Source organism: Virgisporangium aliadipatigenens, assembly GCF_016863615.1.
Classification (GTDB): Bacteria; Actinomycetota; Actinomycetes; order Mycobacteriales; family Micromonosporaceae; genus Virgisporangium; species Virgisporangium aliadipatigenens.
Genome location: NZ_BOPF01000008.1, coordinates 35,200 through 54,874 on the forward strand (window position 1 = coordinate 35,200; position 19,675 = coordinate 54,874).

Consider the following 19,675-nt stretch of genomic DNA (forward strand, 5'->3'; position numbering starts at 1 on the left):
GCAGTGATGAAGCTGTTCCGGATCGCGCTGGCGGTAGGACTCGCGGGCACCGGGCTCGCGTTCGCCACCCCCGCGCAGGCCGCCACGAACGCCAAGGTCTCGGTGGTCCACGGAATCCCCGGCACACCCGTCGACGTCTACGTCAACGGCAACAAGACCCTCACCAACTTCCAGCCCGAGCAGGTCGCCGGCCCGCTCGACCTCCCGCCCGGCGCCTACGACATCGCCCTCACGAAGCCCGGCGAGGCGATCGGCAGCGCCATCCTCAAGGTGGACGACGCCAATGTGCCCGACGGCGCGAATCTCACCCTGGTCGCGCACCTCAAGGCCGACGGCCAGCCCGCCATCACTCCTTTCGCGAACGACGTGAGCAAACTGCCGGCCGGCAAGGCCCGCCTCGTCGTGCGGCACACGGCCGCCGCTCCCGCCGTCGACGTGCGGGCCGGCGGACAGCCCGTGTTCCGCAATCTCACCAACCCCAACGAGGCCAAGGCCGACGTGGACGCCGGCTCGGTCAGCGCGGACGTGGTCCTCGCCGGAACGACCACCGTGGCGCTCGGCCCGGCCAACCTGAACCTCCAGGAGGGCACCTCGACGATCGCGTACGCGGTCGGCTCCGCCCAGCAGCAGACGCTGAAGCTGGTGACGCAGCGGATCACCGGGCTGCACTCGGCTCCCGGCGGGGTGCCCAGCGGCAGCGGCGGGCTCGCCGACACCCGGCCGGGGGCGTGGTTGTACGTGCTCGTGGTCGCCGGTGTGCTCCTGATCGCCGGTGGCGGCGTGCGGTTGGCGCGGTCGGCGCGATGATTCGGTCGATCCGGCGTCTGCGTGGCGCGTTGGTCCGGCGCTCGCGCGGCGCGGTGGTTCGGTGCCGGCGTGGCGTGGCGGTCCGGCGTTTGCGCGGCGCGTCGGATCGGCGGTTGGACGGCGTTTCTGTCCGGCGCTCGCGCGGCGCGGTGGTCCGGCGTTTGCGTGGCGCGTCGGATCGGCGCGCCGCGCTCGCGGCCTGTGCGGCGGGCGGGCTGCTGCTGGTTGCGGCGGCCGTCGTCGGGTGCGGCGGGCCGGACGATCCGCCCGACACCGGGGCCGGTGCGGTCAGCGCACTGGCCTCGGCCACCGCCGTGCCGCCCTCGGCCGGATCGGATTCGGCGGCGGCCGCCCCGGAGGCGGCTCCCGTGCCACCGGTGCGGCTGCGGATCGCCGACCTCGGGATCGACGCCGCCGTGGCCGCCGTCGGAGTGGCGTCGAGTGGCCAGTTCGAGGTGCCGGCCAGCATCGATACCGTCGGCTGGTACCGGTTCGGGCCCGGGCTGGAGGCGACCGCCGGGTCGATCGTGATCGCGGGCCACGTCGACAGCGCCGAACGCGGCAAGGGCGCCTTCTTCGCGCTGCGCACCCTGGCGGTCGGCGCGACGGTGGAGGCCGCCGCGGCGGACGGGACGGCGGCCCGGTTCCGGGTGGTGGCGCGCGAGACCTATGAGAAGCGCACGCTCCCGCTGGACCGGTACTTCGCCCGCGACGGGGCGGTGCGGATGACACTGATCACCTGTGGCGGTCCGTTCGACGCCAGGACCCGCAGCTATCGCGACAATGTGGTGATCACGGCAGAACTCGTGCGCTGACCGTCTAACGCGGGTGGATACGCTGAACGGTGATGGCCTACCTCGATCACGCCGCCACCACCTCGATGCTTCCCGAGGCGCTGGACGCGTACGTCACGACCGCGCGGGTGGTGGGCAACGCGTCGTCGTTGCACGCGGCCGGCCGCGATGCCCGACGGCTCGTGGAGGAGTCCCGCGAACGGGTCGCCGCCGCCGTCGGGGCCCGCCCCTCCGAAGTGATTTTCACGAGCGGCGGCACGGAAAGCGACAACCTGGCCGTCAAGGGCATCTTCTGGGCCCGGCGCGCGGCCGGCGGGCGCACCCGCGTCGTGGCCAGTTCGGTGGAGCACCACGCCGTGCTCGACGCGGTGCAGTGGCTCGCCGACCACGAGGGTGCCGACGTCACCTGGCTGCCCGTCGACGGGGCCGGCCGGGTCGTTCCCGACGAGATCGACCTCGACGACGACGTGGCCGTGCTCAGCGTCATGTGGGCCAACAACGAGGTCGGCGCGCTGCAACGCATCGGCGAGCTGGCCGCTTATGCCGCCGGGCGAGGCATTCCGATGCACACCGACGCGGTGCAGGCGGCCGGTCAGGTGCCGGTCAACTTCGCGGCGGCCGGCGTCGCGGCGCTGACCCTTTCCGGGCACAAGCTCGGTGGGCCGGTCGGCGTCGGCGCGCTGCTGCTCGGCCGCGACGTCGCCAGCACGCCGCTGCTGCACGGCGGCGGCCAGGAACGCGACGTGCGCTCCGGCACCCTGGACGTGCCCGGCATCGTGGCGTTCGCGACGGCGGTCGAGCACGCGTTCAAGCACCAGCAGGAGTACGCCGTGCGGGTCGGCACCCTGCGCGACGAACTCATCCGCCGGGTGTGCGAGGTCGTGCCCGACGCCATCCTCAACGGGCCGCCCGGCGACCGCCTCCCGGGCAACGCGCACTTCTCGTTCCCGGGCTGCGAGGGGGACGCGCTCCTGCTGCTGCTCGACGCGCAGGGGATCGCGTGCTCCACCGGTTCGGCGTGCTCGGCCGGTGTGGCGCAGCCGTCGCACGTGCTGCTCGCCATGGGGGCCGATCCGGACCGGGCGCGCTCGTCGCTGCGGTTCACCCTCGGACACACCTCGACCCGCGCCGACGTCGACGCGCTCGTCGCCGCCCTTCCGGGTGCGGTCGAACGGGCGCGCCGCGCCGGCGCCGTCAAGGCGGCCCGCACCGGCACCTGACCCGTGCGGGTCAGCCGATCAGCGGACCGGTCTTCGTGTCGGGCGTGCCGACCAGGCAGATGCCCGTGCGGTCGCCGGCCCTCCAGGAACCCTGCGTCGGGTGCAGGTAGGCGACCTCGGCCGTCTCCTCGTCGACGCCGGGGGCCAGGGTGAGCTTCTGCGCGAGTTCGGCGCAGCGGCTCTCCACCGAACGCGCCACCGGCACGTCACCCGGGTACGCACCGTCCGGCAGGGTGAACGTCGCATAGACCTGCGCCCGGTGCGGTTGGCTGCACGGGACCGTCTCTACGGAGAAGACCATCCCCTCGGAGATCGCCGCGACGCAGTCGTACTGCTTCAGGTCGAACCCGCCGTTGCCGGCCGCCGGATCCGCCTTGCCCGAGGGCTGCGCCGGGGCCGCACTCGCACCGGCCGCCGCGGCGGCATTCTGCCGTTCCAGTTCGGCCCGCACCTCGGACACCCCGACCACGAACACGTAGGCGAACGCACCCACGAACCACAGCACGGTGATGACCAGCGCGGCGATGGCGTGCTTCTTGCCGCGCTGCCACGGGTCCCGGCCGATCTGCACGAGCGCGACGATCGCGGCGATGACCGCGAGCAGGCTGCCGCCGAGGAGGCTCAGCACCAGTGCGACGACCGCGTAGCGGTTGAGCGGCAGCTTCTCGAGGCTTCGCAGGTAGGAGAGGTCCCGTTCCGGGGGCACATAGGTCTGGGTGACAACGCGCCCACTCGTCGGGAACGTCGTCGGCTCCGCCGGGTGCGGCACCGTGTCCGGAGGCATGCCCGACGCGGCGGCGTGCCGGGGTGCCTGCCCGGGAAACAGGCCCGACCGCGCGCCGGCGCTCGGGACGTCGGCTCCGCTGCCGACACCCGCAACGGGCAGCACCGGGGCGGGTGTTTCCGGCGCGGCGAGGGGCCCGGCGCCCGGCATGGCGGGCGCCGCCGGAGCCTGCGGGTCGGCGGACAGGCCGGTGGCGGAGGAGGGCGACCCGCCCTGGGGGGCGACGGGTACCGGCGTGGCGGGCCGGTGGAAGACGCCGGCGATGGGCGCCGGTGCGGCGGCGTGTGGCGTCGGCGTGGCCGCGGCCGTGGTGGGGAACGACCCGGCACTCGGCGATCCGAGCAGTTCGCTGTGCGGTGCCGTCCGGGCGGCCGGCGGGGCGAAGAGACCGGCGCGCGGCGCGAGGTCGGCGTCGTCCAGGGAAGCGGTGAGCACCTCCTCGTGGTCGGCCACGGGCCGGATGAAGCCGGGCAGCATCGCGGTCGTCGCCGGGCCGGTGTAGGTCTCGACCGGCGCGGGCGGCGCGAGGAGAGCCGTCGCGGGGGCCGACCCCGCAAGCCGTCCGTCGCCCGGTGCAGGCGTCGACGGCGGCGTGGCTGACCCCTGCTCCGAAGCCGGGTCGTACGACGCCGGCGCAGCCGCCGGGACCGGGGCGTGCGCCGGGGACGAAGCGGGCGGGAACAGGCCCGGCGCCAGTGCGGCGTGTGCCGCTCCGAGGGCGTGCGCGGAGGGTGCTGCGTGCGAAGGGGCAGCGGCGTGCGCCGACGGAGCTGTGTGCGAGGGGGGAGCGGCGTGCGCCGACGGAGAGCCGTGCGTGGAGGGATAGGCGTGCGCGACGCCGCCCGACGTCGTCCCGTCTTGGCTCGGCCCGCCGGAGGGCTGGCCGCCGGAAAGCGGTGCACCGGAGGGTTGTGCACCGGAGAGCGGTGCGCCTGAGGACTGCCCGCCGGAAAGCGGTGCACCGGCGCCGGGGGACTGCGTGGTGGGGGCGTTCCCGCCGAAGAGGGTGGGCGCGAGCGGTCGGCCGTCACGGGGCACCCCGGGCTCGATGGTGTGGCCGGCCGGCGGCGGCTGATCGCCGGTCGGCGCGGGACGGTTCCCGCCGAAGAGCGTGGGCTCGGCGGGTCGGCCGTCGCGTGGGACGCCCGGTTCGATCGGCGTGCCGGACGGGGCGGCCGGGTCGGGAGCGGGGCCGTTCCCCCCGAAGAGGGTGGGTGCGGCGGGTCGGCCGTCGCGCGGGACGCCCGGTTCGATGGCCTGACCGGCCGGACCGGCGGCGGCGGGCACGGGTCCCCGGCCACCGAACAGCGCCGGTGCGGCCGGGTGGCCGTCCCGTGGCTGACCGGGCTGGATGGACTGGCCGCTCGGTGCCGGCCCCGTTCCTTCGTCGTCGACGAGAGCGGGGGCGGGCCGGCGTAGTCCCGCGGAGAGGGTCGCACCGGGAGGAATGGGTGCGAAGCCGGGCGTGGGGTCAGGCTCTGTCACACAAGAACGGTAGTGTTCGGTAACTCTATGTAGTGTCCGGCGGTGGGTTCCGCTGTGTCGGCCGGTCGCGTGACAGCGCGGTGCGCCCGCACCTTAGAGTGCCCGGAGCGACGGGAGGTGCGATGGCCGACGAGCGGTCCTGGTACGCCGACTGGCGGGTGTTCCTCGCCGCGGCGGCAGCCCTGGTGGTGATGTGGGGCGTCGAGTCCTGGCGCAAGGGCGATGTGATGTGGTTCTGGCCGGCGGTGCCGCTGGTGATCTGGGTGCTGCTCGCCGCGGGGGCGGTCCTCGTGCGGAAAGCCGGTCGCCGGGCCGGTTAGGCTCGATGCGTGAAGGTTCTGGCCGCCATGTCCGGCGGGGTCGACTCGGCTGTCGCGGCTGCCCGGGCGGCCGAAGCCGGCCACGATGTCACCGGGGTGCATCTCGCCCTCGCGCGCAACCCGCAGACGTACCGCACGGGTGCGCGCGGTTGCTGCACGCTGGAGGACTCGCGGGACGCCCGTCGCGCCGCCGACGTGATCGGGATCCCGTTCTACGTGTGGGACATGGCCGACGAGTTCCACGAGGACGTCGTGGACGACTTCGTCGCCGAGTACGCCGCCGGCCGCACGCCCAATCCGTGCCTGCGCTGCAACGAGAAGATCAAGTTCGCGGCGGTGCTGGATCGCGCCATGGCGCTCGGGTTCGACGCGGTGGTGACCGGGCACCACGCCCGGCTCGGCGCCGACGGGCTGCTGCGCCGCAGCGTCGACCTGGCCAAGGACCAGTCGTACGTGCTGGCCGTGCTGCGCGAGGATCAGCTCCGCCACGCCGTGTTCCCGCTGGGCGACTCCACGAAGGAGCAGGTCCGGGCGGAGGCGGCGGTGCGTGGGCTGGCCGTCGCGGACAAGCCCGACAGCCACGACATCTGCTTCATCGCCGACGGGGACACCCGAGGGTTCCTCGACCGGCAGTTGGGCGCGCGGCCGGGGCCGATCGTGGATGCCGCCACCGGTGAGGTGCTCGGTGAGCACGGCGGGGCGCACGGGTTCACCGTCGGGCAGCGCCGCGGGCTGGACCTGCGCCGGCCGGCCGCCGACGGGCGACCGCGCTATGTGCTGTCCATCACGCCGGTCACCAACACGGTCACGGTCGGGCCCGCCGAGGCGCTGGACGTCGGCCGGGTGCACGGCGCGCGGCCGATCTGGCACGGCGAGCCGACGCCGGTGGAGTGCGCGGTGCAGCTCCGGGCCCACGGCGAGACCTTCCCGGCGACGGTGCGCCGCACCGACGACGGGCTGACCGCGGAGCTGCACCGGCCGGCGCGGGGCATCGCGGCCGGCCAGGCGATCGTCGCCTACCGGGCCGACGAGGCCGGCGACATCGTGCTGGGCTCCGCGACCATCACGGCCACCGACCGCGCGGTCGCCGCCGCCTGACCGCCGGCCGCGCTCGGTCGCCAGCCGGGGCCGGGGCGGCTGTCCTCAAGTACTGGGGCCATCCGCAGGTTATCAGCGGGCAATAACCTGCGGATGTCCCCGGTGCTCGCCCGGTCGCCGGTCAGGACCCGTGCGGTGGCGGGCGGGCCGGCGTCCGGGTGCTACGTGAGCGACGTCATCCCGGCCCGATAACGTCGCTGGTGTACCGCCAGGCCGCCGGCTTCACATCGCCGGCCGAGCGGCACCGCACACCGGCGGAGCGCCGCCGGACCCAGCGAACAGCACCGACCCCGAGGAGCACGATGAGCGACGCACTCTGGCCGGCCGGCGCCGCGACCGGGATCGGTTCCCTGCCGGGGACCGACATCGCCGAGAGCCTCCGGGTCGTTCTCGGGGAGCTGCCGGACCTGCCGCACCTGCCCGAACTGCCCGCCCGGGGGCCGGGGGCGGACATGATCGGCCGCGGCGCCGCCCTGCTCACCGAGCTGCCCGTCGAGGTGTACGCCGGGCGGTGGAAGTTCGCCAATCGGCCGGGGCGGGACCTGCGGCGCGCGTGGGACCTCCTCGAACGCGATCTCGACGCGCTCTACGAGCAGGCCGGCGACTTCACCGGGACGTTCAAGGTGCAGGTTACGGGGCCGTGGACGCTGGCCGCCTCGGTGGAACTGCCCCTCGGCGGCCGGGCGCTCCGGGACCACGGTGCCGCGCGGGAGATCGCCGAGTCGCTGGCCGACGGGGTCCGGCGGCATCTGGCCCAGGTCAAGGCGCGCATCCCGCACGCGACGCTGCTGCTGCAGCTCGACGAGCCGTCGTTGCCGAGTGTCCTCAGTGGACGGGTGCCGACCGACAGCGGGCTGCACACGTACCGGTCGGTCGACGTGTCGACCGCGCGCAGTGCGCTCGGCGCCGTCGTCGAGGCCGCCGGGGTGCCGGTGATCGTGCATTGCTGTGCTGAAGACGTTCCCCTGGAAATGATCAGGGAGGCGGGAGCCCGGGGGGTCGCGATCGACCTGGCGCTCGTCGCGGACCTGGACGCCCTTGGCGAGGCGATCGACGCGGGGACGGTGCTCGTCGCGGGCGCGGCGGACCCCCGCCGGCCGGCGCCGTCGTCGGCCGCGATCGCCGACCGGGTCCGGACCGTCTGGCACAAGCTCGGTTTTTCTTCCACCCTTCTGGTCGAACGGGTGGCCGTGTCCGCGTCGTGCGGTCTGGCCGGAGCGTCGCCGGCCTCGGCACGGGCTCTCCTGGCGGCCTGCCGCGACGCCGGACGCCGATTGGCTGACGATGCCCTTGCGTAGGGTGGCACAACAAACTACGCACAGCTAGCGTCTCTCCCGTGCTAACGGCCCGTGTCGCTCACGACCTCGACCAGGAGAACGTCATCGTCACGCCCGTCGGCGAGCTGACCGCGGGCACCCGGCACGTCGTCCGCAGCGCGGTGCGCAAGGCCCTGATCGAGTGCCCGCGGGCGGTGCTGGTGGACCTGACGGAGTTCGTGGACCCGGCGGGGCAGGCACCGGCCATGTTCCTGTCGCTGCAGCAGCGGGCCGAACGCGAGCCGCCGGTGCCGGTGTACTGGTGCGGTTCGCGCGGCGAGCTGGGCCTGCGGCTGTCCCGCCGTCCGTGGCGGGATCTCCTGCGGGTGGCGGAGTCGCTGGATCGGGCCGCGTCGTGTCTGGCGCACCTGCCGCCGACCCCGCGGCGGCTGTACGGCGAGTTCCAGCCGGACGTGCTGGCGGCCTCGGCGGCGCGCACGCTCGTCGGCGACGCCTGCTTCGCCTGGGACGTGCCGCAGTTGGCGCACCCCGCCCGCCTGGTCGTGTCGGAGCTGGTCCAGAACGCCGTCACGCACGCCGGCACGACCGTGGCCGTGACGGCGGTGCTGACCCAGCGGCATCTGCGGTTGTGCGTGCGCGACGGCGGGTTCACGCCGCCGGTGCTGCAGGATCCGCGGCTCGGCGATCCGGCCGCGCCGTTGGGAACGACCGGCACCGGTCTGCATCTCGTCGACCGCTGCGCGAGCCGGTGGGGCACGATCGCACTGAACGACGGCAAGTTCGTCTGGGTCGTGCTCGAACGCTAAATGCGTTGTGGCGCACGGGAAAGACTGCGACCTTGGTTGCGGGCCCCGACGCTTTCAGAAAAAAAGCGCCGTTCACGGTGGACCAAGCGGGCGGATCACCCCGCGCTCGTCCCGCCGCCTGCAGGCGACCGATCTTTCACATCGGAAACGTTGCGGGGCCCACCCTTTTCACTAGGAGGTGAACCGTGTCCACACGTCCAGAAATCATCATCCGCAGTTCGCACCGCGGGCTGCGTTACGTCGACGGCCGGTTCGACTCCGTGCTGGAGCCCGGGCGCTACGAGCTGCCCGCCGCCGCGCGCTGGGGCAAGCGGCAGCCGAAGGTCGAGATCGTGCAGGTCGACGTCCGTGAGCGGGAGCTGACGATCCGGGGCCAGGAGATCCTGACCGCGGACAAGGTGGCGGTGCGGGTCAGCATCATCACGCAGTTCCGGGTGACGGATCCGGTGGCGGCCGTGGAGAAGGTGGCGGGCTACGAGGACCGGCTCTACAGCGACATTCAGCTGGCGGCGCGGCGTTCGCTGGCGTCGATGACCCTCGAGGGCATCCTCACCACGCGCAACGAGCTGAGCGAGGACATCCTGCGCGACGTGAGCGCGATCGCGAGCGGCTACGGAGTCGAGATCCTGCGTTCCGACGTGAAGGACATCGTCTTCCCGGGCAACCTGCAGGACATCATGAACCGCGTGCTGACGGCGCAGCGGCTGGCCGAGGCGCAGCTGGTGGAGGCGCGCACGAAGGCCGAGCGGGAGGCGCTGGAGGCGACGTCGCGGGCGGACGCCGAGCGGGTCGCGGCCGCCGCGCGGGGTGAGTCGACGCGGCTCGCGGCGCAGGCCGACGCCGACGCGGCGCGGATCCGGGCGGAGGCCGAGGTCGACGCGCTCAACCGGCTGGCCGAGGCGGCGACGGCGTACGCGGAGCACCCGGCGCTGCTGCGGGTGCGGGAGCTGGACACGCTCGGCGCCCTGGGCGCCAACGCGATGGCGCGGCTGTACATCGGTTTCGACAAGCACGTCGCGGACTGAAACCGTCGTACCCCTGGGATAACGTCTGTGCTGTTGAGGCGGGTTCCCAGGGGGTTGGCAGTGGATGTTGTCGGGGCGCAGGCGCGGGTTTCCGAGCTGTCGAAGGAGATCGACGAGCATCAGTACCGCTATCACGTGCTCGACGCGCCGACCGTCAGCGACGGCCAGTACGACGCGCTGATCCGGGAGCTGCAGGACCTCGAGGAGCGGTTCCCGGAGCTGCGCAGCCCCGACTCGCCGACGCAGCGGGTCGGCTACACGTTCTCGACGCTGTTCACGCCGGTGGAGCACGCCGAGCGGATGATGAGCCTGGACAACGCGTTCACCGACGAGCAGTTGGCCGCCTGGGCGGAGCGTACCGAGCGGGACGCCGGTGGGCCGGTGCGCTACCTGTGCGAGTTGAAGATCGACGGTCTCGCGATCAACCTCACCTACGAGAAGGGGCGGCTCACCCGGGCGGCCACCCGCGGGGACGGGCGCACCGGTGAGGACGTGACGCTCAACGTGCGCACCCTCCGGGACGTGCCGGAGCGGCTGCACGGCGACGACGTGCCGGACCTGGTGGAGATCCGGGGCGAGATCTACTTCCCGGTGGAGGCGTTCGCGGAGCTCAACGCGTCGCTGGTCGAGCAGGGGCACGCGCCGTTCGCCAATCCGCGCAACGCCGCCGCCGGCAGCCTGCGCCAGAAGGATCCCCGCATCACCGCGGGCCGCAAGCTGCGGCTGCTGGTGCACGGCATCGGCGCGCGGCAGGGATTCGCGCCGCGCGCGCAGTCCGAGGCGTACGAGACCCTCCGGAGTTGGGGGCTGCCGACCTCGCAGCGCTGGACCGTCGTCGACGGGCTCGACGGCGTGCAGCAGTACATCGCGGAGTTCGCCGCCAAGCGGCATGCGCTCGACCACGAGATCGACGGCGTGGTGGTCAAGGTCGACGACGTGTCGATCCAGCGCCGGCTCGGGTCGACCAGCCGCGCGCCCCGGTGGGCGATCGCGTTCAAGTACCCGCCGGAGGAGGTCAACACCAAGCTGCTCGACATCCAGGTCAACGTCGGGCGCACCGGGCGGGTGACGCCGTTCGCGGTGCTGGAGCCGGTGAAGGTGGCCGGGTCGACCGTCTCGCTCGCCACCCTGCACAACGCCAGCGAGGTCAAGCGCAAGGGTGTGCTGATCGGCGACACGGTCGTCGTCCGCAAGGCCGGCGACGTGATCCCCGAGGTGCTGGGGCCGGTGGTGGAGCTGCGGCCGGCGGACGCGCGGGAGTTCGTGATGCCGGAGCACTGCCCGGCGTGCAAGAGCCCGCTGACCCAGCAGAAGGAGGGCGACGTCGACCTGCGTTGCCTCAACGTCGAGTGCCCGGCGCAGAAGTGGCGCCGGCTGGAGTACATCGGCAGTCGCAAGGTGCTCGACATCGACGGGCTGGGCGAGAAGTCGGCGTTCGCGCTCGCGGACTCGGGTGTGGTGGACGGGCCGGCCGAGCTGTTCGACCTGACCGAGGAGAAGCTCAAGGACTGCCCGCTGTTCGTCAACGACGACGGCGCCATCTCCACCAACGGCCACAAGCTGCTCGCCGGTGTGCAGGCCGCCAAGGAACGTCCACTGTGGAGGGTTCTGGTCGCGCTCTCCATCCGGCACACGGGTCCCGAGGCGGCGCAGGCGCTGGCGCGCCAGTTCCGGTCGGTCGACCGGATCGCATCGTCCACAGTGGAGCAACTGGTCGAGGCCGAGGGCGTGGGGCCGACGATCGCCAACGCGGTGCACGCGTGGTTCCAGCAGGAGCACAGCAAGCGGCTGATCGAGAAGTGGCGGGCCGCCGGCGTGCGGATGGCCGAGGAACACGCCGAGGAGGGGCCGCGCCCGCTCGACGGCATCACGGTCGTGGTGACCGGCAGCCTGGAGACGTACTCGCGCGACCAGGCCACCCAGGAGATCGCTGCCCGGGGCGGCAAGGTGAGCGGCTCGGTGTCGAAGAAGACGGCGTTCGTCGTGGCGGGTGAGTCGCCGGGCTCCAAGTTCGACAAGGCGGTGCAGCTGAAGGTGCCGATCCTCGACGAGGACGGGTTGCGGGTGCTGCTGACCGAGGGACCCGAGGCCGCCCGCGCGGTGGCCCGCGTCGAGGAGTGAACGCCGACCGCGTCGTCGGCGACGTGCGGGCGCATCCGGCGGTCGGGTGACGCCGCACTCCGGCTGACCGGATCACCACGGAGACCTGATCATCCGTCACCAGGCGGGGGACCGGGCGTTGTTCAGCCGGTGAAGCGGTTTGGGTGGTTGTCAGACGCGCGTCGGCGGGCCGTGCTGGCGCGTACGACGAATGATCCGTTGACCGGTCTGACGACCTGGGCGGCACTGGCGCGCATGGTGGACCGGCGGGGTTACCGGCCGTTCGCGTTGCTCGTGTTGGACCTCAACGACTTCCGGCTCGTCAACGACGCGCTCGGCTTCTCCGCCGGGGACCGGCTGCTCGGTGAGGTGGCGCAGCGGCTGGTGGCCGTTCCGGGGCCGATGCGGGTCGTGGCGCGGCTCGGTGCCGACCGGTACGTCATCGTGCTGCCGGAGGTCGCCGACGCCGAGGGCGCGCGGGCCGGCGCGCAGCGGTTCGCGGCTGCCCTGCACGAACCCGTCACCGTCGACGGGCTGCCCGTCGAGGTGTCGGCGGCGGTCGGGGTGGCCGTGGCGCCCGGCGATGGCGCGGACAGCGAGACGGTGCTGCGCAACGCCGAACGGGCCATGTACGACGCGAAGCGCAGGGGCGAGGCGGTCGCCGGCTACCTGCCCGGTGCCGATCTGCGCGCGGAGGGCCGGCTGCGCCTCCTGGCGGACCTGCGAAGAACCGTCACCGACCCCACCGACACCAGCGTCGGCCTCTACTACCAGCCGCAGATCGACCTGCGCACCGGCGCCGTGGTGGGGGTCGAGGCACTGCTGCGCTGGCACCACCCGCAGCGCGGGCCGGTGGACCCGAACGAGGTGATCCGCGCCGCCGAGCACAGCCCGGTGATGCGCCTGCTGTCGATGCGCGTGGTCGACGACGCGGTCAACCAGTTCGGCCGCTGGGGCGACAAGGTGGCCGACCTGCGCCTGTCGATCAACGTGTCGATGCGGGACCTGCTCGGCGGCGAACTCATCGACCGCCTCGTGGATCGCCTGACCGAACGCGCCGTGCCGGCCTCCCGGGTGCAGTTGGAGATCACCGAGAGCGCGCTGATGACCGACCCGCGGGCGGTGCTGAGTTCGCTGGCACGCCTGCAGCGGCTGGGCGTGGGCGTGTCGCTCGACGACTTCGGCACGGGGTACTCGTCGCTGGCGCATCTGCGCAGGCTTCCGCTGACCGAGGTGAAGATCGACCGGTCGTTCGTGCACGGTGCCGGTTCGGCGACGGTGGCGGACACGGCGGTGGTACGCGCGATCGTGGGGCTCGCCGACGCGTTGGGGCTGCGCGTCGTGGCCGAGGGCGTCGAGGACGAGACGACGTGGCGGGCGCTGGTGACGGCCGGATGCCATGTGGCGCAGGGCTGGTACGGCGCGCGCCCGATGCCGCCGGAGCAGTTGCTCGGCTGGCTCGCCGACTACACGGGTCGGACCCGTGTACCCGGAGCCGAGTGAATAGACTCTCCAGGTCTTCCGTAGTCACACGTAGAGGAGCCGTCATGGCCGCCATCTCCCGCGACGAGGTAGCGCATCTCGCGCGCCTGTCGCGCCTGGCCGTCACCGAGGATGAGCTGGACATGTTCGCCGGCCAGCTCGACGTGATCCTCCAGTCGGTGGCCCGGATCGGCGATGTGGCCGCGGCGGACATCCCGCCGACGTCGCACTCGGTCCCGCTGACCAACGTGCTGCGCGAGGACGTCGTGGTGCCGGGCATCTCGCGCGAGGACGCGCTCGCCATGGCGCCGGACAGCGCCGAGGACCGGTTCCGCGTTCCCCGGATCCTGGAAGAGGAGGCGTAGAGCCATGTCGGACCTGACCAGGATGACCGCGGCGCAGCTCGGGGCGGCGATCGCGGGCGGCGAGACGTCCGCCGTGGAGGTGACCCGGGCGCACCTCGACCGGATCGCGGCGGTCGACGAGCGGGTCAACGCCTTCCTGCACGTGGACGCCGAGGGCGCGCTGGCCGCCGCCGAGCGGGTCGACGCGGACCGCGCCGCCGGCAGGGCGCAGGGGCCGCTGGCCGGGGTGCCGATCGCCGTCAAGGACGTGCTGACGACCCGCGGCGTCCCGACGACCGCCGGTTCCAAGATTCTTGAGGGCTGGCAGCCGCCCTACGACGCCACCATCGTCACGCGGATGCGCGAGGCGGGGCTGGTGATCCTCGGCAAGACCAACATGGACGAGTTCGCCATGGGCTCCTCCACCGAGTACTCGGCCTACGGGCCGACGCACAACCCGTGGGACCTCGGCCGGATCCCCGGCGGTTCCGGCGGCGGTTCGGCGGCGGCGATCGCGGCCTACGAGGCGCCGCTGGCCATCGGCACCGACACCGGCGGCTCGATCCGGCAGCCGGGCGCCGTCACGGGCACCGTCGGCGCCAAGCCCACCTACGGCGGCACGTCGCGGTACGGGCTGATCGCGTTCTCGTCCTCTTTGGACACTCCGGGGCCGTGCGCGCGCACCGTCGAGGACGCCGCGCTGCTGCACGCCGTCATCGCCGGCCACGATCCGCGCGACTCGACGTCGATCCCGGCCGCCGTGCCGGACGTCGTCGCGGCGGCCCGTCGGGGGGCCACCGGCGACCTGAGCGGAGTGCGGCTCGGGGTCGTCAAGGAGTTCAGCGGGGAGGGTGCCGAGCCGGGTGTGTCGGCCGCCGTCCGCGAGGGCATCGAGGCGCTGGTCAAGCTGGGCGCCGAGGTGGTCGAGGTGTCGTGCCCGCACTTCGAGTTCGCGCTGCCGGCCTACTACCTGATCGCGCCGAGCGAGTGCTCGTCCAACCTGGCCCGCTTCGACGGGGTGCGCTACGGGCTGCGTGCCGGGGACGACGGCAACCGCTCGCTCGAGGAGGTCATGTCGCTCACCCGCGACCAGGGCTTCGGGCCGGAGGTCAAGCGGCGCATCATGATCGGCACGTACGCGCTGTCCAGCGGCTACTACGACGCCTACTACGGGCAGGCGCAGAAGGTGCGCACGCTGATCAGCCGGGACTTCGCCGCCGCGTTCGAGAAGGTGGACGTGCTGGTGTCGCCGACGACGCCGTTCGTGGCGTTCGAGTTCGGGTCGCGGACGTCGGATCCGTACCAGATGTACCTGGCGGACCTGTACACGATCCCCTCCAACCTCTACGGCGGGCCGGCGATCTCCGTCCCGGTCGGGCTCTCCGACGGGCTCCCGGTGGGTTTCCAGATCATGGCGCCGACGCTCGCGGACGACCGCATGTACCGGGTCGCGGCGGCCCTGGAATCCGCCGCCGGAGTGCTCACGCCGCCTTCCCTCTAAAGATCAAGAGCTTCAAGAGCGTTATTGCGACGGCCCGTCGGGTGCACTACCGCTGCTCCCGCCGGGTCGCTTCGCTCCACCTCCGCGTCCCCAAGGGCTACCGCGGTGGGCCGCCGAAGCAGACGTAAGCCAGCAGGGCGACCGCGAAGAGGGCGACCGCGATCCACAGGTAGCAGCCCAGGCCCGGGGTATGTAACGGAGGGTCGCCCGCCATGAACCCATGGTGTCCGCGCGTGCCGGGCTCGCACGATCGGCGACAGGGACCGCGCGCCACGCCGGTCGGCGGGGCGTAGGCGCCGATCTACGTCACCGGCTGACCCACCCGCGCGTCGATTTTGCAGTTGTGGTGGCGACACGGCGGGGTAAAAGCGGTCGATCCGGGCGCCACAAGTGCAAGATCGACGGGGTGATCCACCGGGTTACGCTCGGGACATGAGTGATGTGCGGTACGACCGGCGGGAGCAGCTGCAGCAGATCCAGTCGGGGCTGCTGCCGGGGGAGTCCATCATCGCCGTCTACGACGCCGTCGGGGTGGGCACGGGGTTCATCGGGCTCACCGACAAGCGGGTGATCCTGCAGGACAAGTCGTTCGTGGGGAAGCGGCTGGCCATCACGTCGGTGCCGTACTCCAAGGTGACGGCGGTGTCGCTGGTGAGCGACAAGTCCTGGGCGGGCAACTTCTTCAGTACCGGCAAGATCGCCATCCACGTCGGCGCGCACATGTGGGAGATCGAGGTGCGCGGGGTCGAGAAGACCCAGCACATCCACAACGTGATCCTGCACTACGCCCGCTGAGACGCGATGAAGCCCCGGCCGTTCGCCGGGGCTTCAGTGACGTGCTGTCAGCGGCTGCGCCACGAGACCGGACCCGGCAGGTCCACGCTCTGGCGACGGGTGCGCGAGTTCCACGACCAGCGGCCGATCTGCAGGCCCCACGAGGTCATCCCGGACTTGCCGAAGTTGAAGACCAGCGGGCCGAACTTGCGACGGGCTCGAAAATGCATCGGCATCGTAGGTTCCTCCTCAGGTACGTGCCGTTTCAATTACCCATCGGCGGTCTCGACTATTCGCGCGCCGTTGGATTCCCGCGCGCGAAGGGTCTGGATGAGGGCCGCCGCGAGGCCGTCCAGCGACGAGCCGCCGGTCACCAGCACATCGGGCGCGATCTTGATCTCGCCGGCGGCGATCGCACCGGCGACCGCCACGAGTGCCGTGGGCAGATCACCGATCGCCTCGCGCTGCGCCTCGAAGCCGGCGGCCTTCGCCAGTTCGAGGGCCTTGGTGGCCTCCGCCTCGGCCAGGCCGACCGCGCGGGTCCGATCCGCCTCGGCCTCACCGGTCACCCGCACGTAGGCCGCGTCGCCGCGCGCCGTCGCCTCGCGGGCCAGTGACTGGTTGGTGCTGATCTCCACGGAGACCTGGGCCGAGGCGAGCTGCGCCTGCATGTCGGCGGTGCCCTTGGCCTTCTCCATCTCGACGCGCGTGAGCTGGGTGCGGCGCTGCTCCTCGAACGTCGCCCGTTCCTGGTTGGCGATCTCGCGCCGGGTCAGCACGCCGACCAGCGCCTCGGGGAAGACGACGTCCTGGATGTACACGCCGCGCGTCTCCACCTGGTAGCCGGCCAGGTACCGGGTGATCTCGTCGAAAGCCGCCCGCTGCACCTCCTGCCGCGTCTCGATGAACCGGATCGCGGCCAGCCCCTGCAACGTGTTGCGGAAGTGGTTGCCGACGGCGGCCTGCAGCACCTCGTTCACCAGATTGCGGATCGTGCCGACCATCGAGATGACGGCGGGTGCGCGGGCGTCCGAGATGTGGATCTGCACCTGGAGGTCGATCGTGAACACGAATCCCTCCCGCGTCTTGCCGATGATCGACTCCAGGCGGGAGTCCAGGTCGTGCGCGTGCGAGGTGGCGTTCGCCCAGTTGAGCGTGAGGATCGAGGTCGGCACCAGCTCGGCGGCGTAGATGCGCGGGTTGATCGCGTACTTGCCGGTGCGCAGCGGCTCCTGCCAGATGCCCCGGTGCCCCGGCCGCACGATGCTGCCGAACTTGAACTCCGCCCCCGACGTGTCCAACGTGGGCAGTCCGACGAAGCCCTTGATGACGGCCACCTGCCCCTGGTTGACCACGAGCATCGGGACCAGTTCGACCTTGAGCAGGAACGGGTTGAGCAGGAACGCGCCGTACAGCAGCGGGTCGTGCTGCAGGCCGATCCGCCCGCCGGCGTCGAGGAACTTCTGGAAGTCCTGGTAGTTGTCGTGCTCGTGGTTCTTGGAGCCGAGCAGCGCGTCGATCAGCTCCGCGTCGCTGACGTCGTCGTCGGACTCCATCTCGGCGATGTCCGCGTAGCCGCCGAGCCGGCTGGCGATGTCGCCCTGCGGCAGCGGCTCGCCCTCCAGGGCCGTCACCAGCCCCACCACGTCGCCGCCCTTGCCGGGTGCGATGACCTTCACGTGCAGCTGCTCCTCGTCCAGCCCGAACGACTCCGGCGCGAGATGGCCGTGGCGGGCGAGCGCGGCGAGTTCGGGGGCGACCGGGGTGCCGAAGACCTCCCGCGCGGTGATCACGATGAACGCGATCGGGTGGATCGGCGCCAGCGTGCCCGGTGGCAGGACGGGCCGCTGGACGCCCTTCTCCCCGCCACCCTTGAGGAACGCGTGCAGGTCGCTGAAGTCGCCGAACTCCGTGCGGTACCGCGCGCTCTTCGCGCCGATCGGCAGCGGCTTGCCGACCTGTGCGATGACCACCCCGATCTCGCCGGCCGGCACCTGCACCCACGGATGCTTGTACACCGCGAACCGCGGCCACAACCGGAACCGCATCCCCGGCATAAGAAGATCGGCCTGGTACCCGGCTTCACCACGCATGGCCACCGGCGTATCGGCTTTGAGGGACCGTAGCCCGTACCGCTTCACGACGAGCCCCACCTGCGTTGGCCCGATGCGATGCAGCGACTTGAAAATCACGAGTAACACGTAGGCCGCGAACACGGCGGCGACGACCAGTAACGGCAACTGCGCCATGGCCGGAGAGTATCGACGGCCGCCAAGCGACGGACGCGCGAAAAAATGATCTTAATGGTTCGTCTAATCTGATCCGGTGACGAGCGCGACTAAGAGCTACGAGGACGTTGTGGCGACGTATGAGCCGGTGATCGGCCTGGAGACGCACGTCGAGCTGGGCACCAACACCAAGATGTTCTGCGGCTGCCCGACCGTCTTCGGCGCGGAGCCCAACACGCAGGTGTGCCCGGTCTGCCTCGGCCTGCCCGGCAGTCTCCCGGTGGCAAACAAGGCCGCCATCGAGGCGACGATCCGGATCGGCCTGGCGCTCAACTGCTCGATCGCGACCTGGTGCCGCTTCGCCCGGAAGAACTACTTCTACCCGGACATGCCGAAGAACTTCCAGATCAGCCAGTACGACGAGCCGCTGTGCGTCGACGGCTACCTCGACGTGGACGTCGACGGCCAGACGATCCGGGTCGGCATCGAGCGGGTGCACCTGGAGGAGGACACCGGCAAGACGCTGCACATCGGCGGCGCCACCGGCCGGATCCACGGCGCGACCGAGTCCCTCGTGGACTACAACCGGGCCGGCATCCCGCTGGTGGAGATCGTCACGAAGCCGGTCGCCGGCACCGGCCAGCTCGCCCCGGCCGTCGCCCGCGCCTACGTAACCGAGCTGCGCGACCTGCTGCGCACCCTCGACGTCTCCGACGTGCGGATGGAGCAGGGCTCGATGCGCTGCGACGTCAACACCTCGCTCAACAAGCCGGGCGAGGAGTGGGGCACCCGCACCGAGACCAAGAACGTCAACTCGCTGCGCTCGGTCGAGCGGGCCGTCCGGTCGGAGATGCTGCGGCAGGCCTCCGTCCTCGATGCCGGCGGCTCGATCACGCAGGAGACGCGGCACTTCCACGAGGACACCGGCGACACGACGTCGGGGCGTTCCAAGGAGACCGCGACCGACTACCGCTACTTCCCGGAGCCCGACCTGGTGCCCCTCGCGCCGGACCCGGCGTGGGTCGAGACGCTGAAGGCCGCGCTTCCGGAGACCCCGCGGGCGCGCCGGGCGCGGTTGCAGCAGGAGTGGCGGGTCTCCGACCATGATCTGCAGTCCATCGTGAACGCGGGAGCGGTCGAGCTCATCGAGGCGACCGTCGCGGCCGGTGCGACCCCGGACGCGGCCCGCAAGTGGTGGCTCGGTGAGCTGGCCCGGCGTGCCAACAACGACGGCGTCGAGCTGTCCGCGCTCGCCGTGACCCCGGCGGACGTCGCCGAGCTGCAGCAGCTCGTGGACGCCGGCAAGCTGACCGACAAGCTCGCCCGGCAGGTGCTCGAGGGCACGCTCGCGGGCGAGGGCTCGCCGTCGGCCGTCATGGCGGCGCGCGGCGTCGAGGTCGTCTCCGACACGGGCGCGTTGACGGCCGCCGTCGACGAGGCGATCGCGGCCAACCCGGACGTGGCCGCGAAGATCCGCGAGGGCAAGGTCGCCGCGGCGGGGGTGCTCGTCGGGGCGGTCATGAAGGCGACCCGCGGGCAGGCGGACGCCAAGACGGTGCGCGACCTGATCGTGTCGCGGCTGAGCTGAGCCGGCTCGGGCGCTCGTGCAAGATCGTTGCCCCTCCCGTGA

Annotated in this window: 17 protein-coding genes; 14 read left to right on the forward strand and 3 right to left on the reverse strand. The window is 72.2% G+C overall.

The window, feature by feature from the left end:
* The first annotated feature begins 6 nt into the window (after nt 1-6).
* The 3 genes from Val02_RS12725 (at nt 7) to Val02_RS12735 (ending at nt 2,821) form a co-directional block, all read left to right on the forward strand.
* On the forward strand, nt 7-807 hold the full coding sequence (locus tag Val02_RS12725; RefSeq protein WP_203899223.1) for a DUF4397 domain-containing protein: 801 nt from the start codon (nt 7-9) through the stop codon (nt 805-807).
* 161 nt (nt 808-968) lie between these two features.
* Complete coding sequence (locus Val02_RS12730; RefSeq protein ID WP_239152808.1) at nt 969-1,622, forward strand: class F sortase; 654 nt, start codon at nt 969-971, stop codon at nt 1,620-1,622.
* A 32-nt stretch (nt 1,623-1,654) separates the two neighbouring features.
* Nucleotides 1,655-2,821 carry a cysteine desulfurase family protein gene (locus Val02_RS12735; RefSeq protein ID WP_203899225.1) on the forward strand — a complete coding sequence of 389 codons (1,167 nt, stop codon included), beginning with the start codon at nt 1,655-1,657 and terminating at the stop codon, nt 2,819-2,821.
* Between the two features lie 10 nt (nt 2,822-2,831).
* On the opposite strand, the gene Val02_RS12740 is transcribed toward Val02_RS12735, so the two are convergent.
* A complete protein-coding gene (locus Val02_RS12740) occupies nt 2,832-5,090 on the reverse strand; it encodes a septum formation family protein (protein ID WP_203899226.1) in 2,259 nt (752 codons plus the stop codon).
* A 122-nt stretch (nt 5,091-5,212) separates the two neighbouring features.
* On the opposite strand from Val02_RS12740, the gene Val02_RS12745 reads away from it, so the two are divergent.
* From Val02_RS12745 to Val02_RS12790, 10 genes are all read left to right on the forward strand, one after another.
* Entirely contained in the window at nt 5,213-5,410 is a 198-nt protein-coding gene (locus Val02_RS12745) for a hypothetical protein (RefSeq protein WP_203899227.1), read from the forward strand.
* Nucleotides 5,411-5,419: 9 nt separating this feature from the next.
* A complete protein-coding gene (gene mnmA / locus Val02_RS12750; RefSeq protein WP_203899228.1) occupies nt 5,420-6,508 on the forward strand; it encodes a tRNA 2-thiouridine(34) synthase MnmA in 1,089 nt (362 codons plus the stop codon).
* A 302-nt stretch (nt 6,509-6,810) separates the two neighbouring features.
* Complete coding sequence (locus tag Val02_RS12755) at nt 6,811-7,806, forward strand: methionine synthase (RefSeq protein WP_203899229.1); 996 nt, start codon at nt 6,811-6,813, stop codon at nt 7,804-7,806.
* Nucleotides 7,807-7,844: 38 nt separating this feature from the next.
* Complete coding sequence (locus tag Val02_RS12760; protein ID WP_203899230.1) at nt 7,845-8,591, forward strand: ATP-binding protein; 747 nt, start codon at nt 7,845-7,847, stop codon at nt 8,589-8,591.
* A gap of 185 nt (nt 8,592-8,776) precedes the next feature.
* On the forward strand, nt 8,777-9,616 hold the full coding sequence (locus tag Val02_RS12765; protein ID WP_203899231.1) for a slipin family protein: 840 nt from the start codon (nt 8,777-8,779) through the stop codon (nt 9,614-9,616).
* A 60-nt stretch (nt 9,617-9,676) separates the two neighbouring features.
* Nucleotides 9,677-11,737, forward strand: coding sequence for an NAD-dependent DNA ligase LigA (ligA, locus tag Val02_RS12770; protein ID WP_239152809.1), 2,061 nt, complete (start codon nt 9,677-9,679; stop codon nt 11,735-11,737).
* Between the two features lie 171 nt (nt 11,738-11,908).
* Complete coding sequence (locus Val02_RS12775) at nt 11,909-13,219, forward strand: putative bifunctional diguanylate cyclase/phosphodiesterase (RefSeq protein WP_275415572.1); 1,311 nt, start codon at nt 11,909-11,911, stop codon at nt 13,217-13,219.
* A 44-nt stretch (nt 13,220-13,263) separates the two neighbouring features.
* The gene (gatC, locus tag Val02_RS12780; protein WP_203899233.1) at nt 13,264-13,563 is read left to right on the forward strand and encodes an Asp-tRNA(Asn)/Glu-tRNA(Gln) amidotransferase subunit GatC; all 300 of its coding nucleotides are present in this window, start codon (nt 13,264-13,266) and stop codon (nt 13,561-13,563) included.
* A gap of 4 nt (nt 13,564-13,567) precedes the next feature.
* Nucleotides 13,568-15,043, forward strand: a complete 1,476-nt coding sequence (gene gatA, locus Val02_RS12785; RefSeq protein WP_203899234.1) for an Asp-tRNA(Asn)/Glu-tRNA(Gln) amidotransferase subunit GatA — start codon at nt 13,568-13,570, stop codon at nt 15,041-15,043.
* A gap of 432 nt (nt 15,044-15,475) precedes the next feature.
* Nucleotides 15,476-15,838 (forward strand): PH domain-containing protein, encoded by a 363-nt coding sequence (locus Val02_RS12790; RefSeq protein WP_203899235.1) that lies wholly within the window; start codon nt 15,476-15,478, stop codon nt 15,836-15,838.
* Between the two features lie 47 nt (nt 15,839-15,885).
* On the opposite strand, the gene Val02_RS12795 is transcribed toward Val02_RS12790, so the two are convergent.
* Together Val02_RS12795 and Val02_RS12800 are read right to left on the reverse strand one after the other, a co-directional pair.
* Nucleotides 15,886-16,047 carry a DUF4236 domain-containing protein gene (locus Val02_RS12795; protein WP_308439999.1) on the reverse strand — a complete coding sequence of 54 codons (162 nt, stop codon included), beginning with the start codon at nt 16,045-16,047 and terminating at the stop codon, nt 15,886-15,888.
* 39 nt (nt 16,048-16,086) lie between these two features.
* Nucleotides 16,087-18,066, reverse strand: a complete 1,980-nt coding sequence (locus Val02_RS12800; protein ID WP_203899237.1) for an SPFH domain-containing protein — start codon at nt 18,064-18,066, stop codon at nt 16,087-16,089.
* A 76-nt stretch (nt 18,067-18,142) separates the two neighbouring features.
* Between Val02_RS12800 and gatB the strand changes: the two genes are divergently transcribed.
* On the forward strand, nt 18,143-19,633 hold the full coding sequence (gene gatB / locus Val02_RS12805; RefSeq protein WP_203899238.1) for an Asp-tRNA(Asn)/Glu-tRNA(Gln) amidotransferase subunit GatB: 1,491 nt from the start codon (nt 18,143-18,145) through the stop codon (nt 19,631-19,633).
* Nucleotides 19,634-19,675 lie beyond the last annotated feature (42 nt).

Bases quoted from the DNA above. Each gene is read 5' to 3' on its own strand.
- Val02_RS12725 (WP_203899223.1), top strand. From the start codon at position 7: ATGAAGCTGTTCCGGATCGCGCTGGCGGTAGGACTCGCGGGCACCGGG.
- Val02_RS12735 (WP_203899225.1), top strand. From the start codon at position 1,655: ATGGCCTACCTCGATCACGCCGCCACCACCTCGATGCTTCCCGAGGCG.
- Val02_RS12745 (WP_203899227.1), top strand. From the start codon at position 5,213: ATGGCCGACGAGCGGTCCTGGTACGCCGACTGGCGGGTGTTCCTCGCC.
- Val02_RS12755 (WP_203899229.1), top strand. From the start codon at position 6,811: ATGAGCGACGCACTCTGGCCGGCCGGCGCCGCGACCGGGATCGGTTCC.
- gatC (WP_203899233.1), top strand. From the start codon at position 13,264: ATGGCCGCCATCTCCCGCGACGAGGTAGCGCATCTCGCGCGCCTGTCG.
- gatA (WP_203899234.1), top strand. From the start codon at position 13,568: ATGTCGGACCTGACCAGGATGACCGCGGCGCAGCTCGGGGCGGCGATC.
- Val02_RS12790 (WP_203899235.1), top strand. From the start codon at position 15,476: ATGAGTGATGTGCGGTACGACCGGCGGGAGCAGCTGCAGCAGATCCAG.
- Val02_RS12795 (WP_308439999.1), bottom strand. From the start codon at position 16,047: ATGCATTTTCGAGCCCGTCGCAAGTTCGGCCCGCTGGTCTTCAACTTC.
- Val02_RS12800 (WP_203899237.1), bottom strand. From the start codon at position 18,066: ATGGCGCAGTTGCCGTTACTGGTCGTCGCCGCCGTGTTCGCGGCCTAC.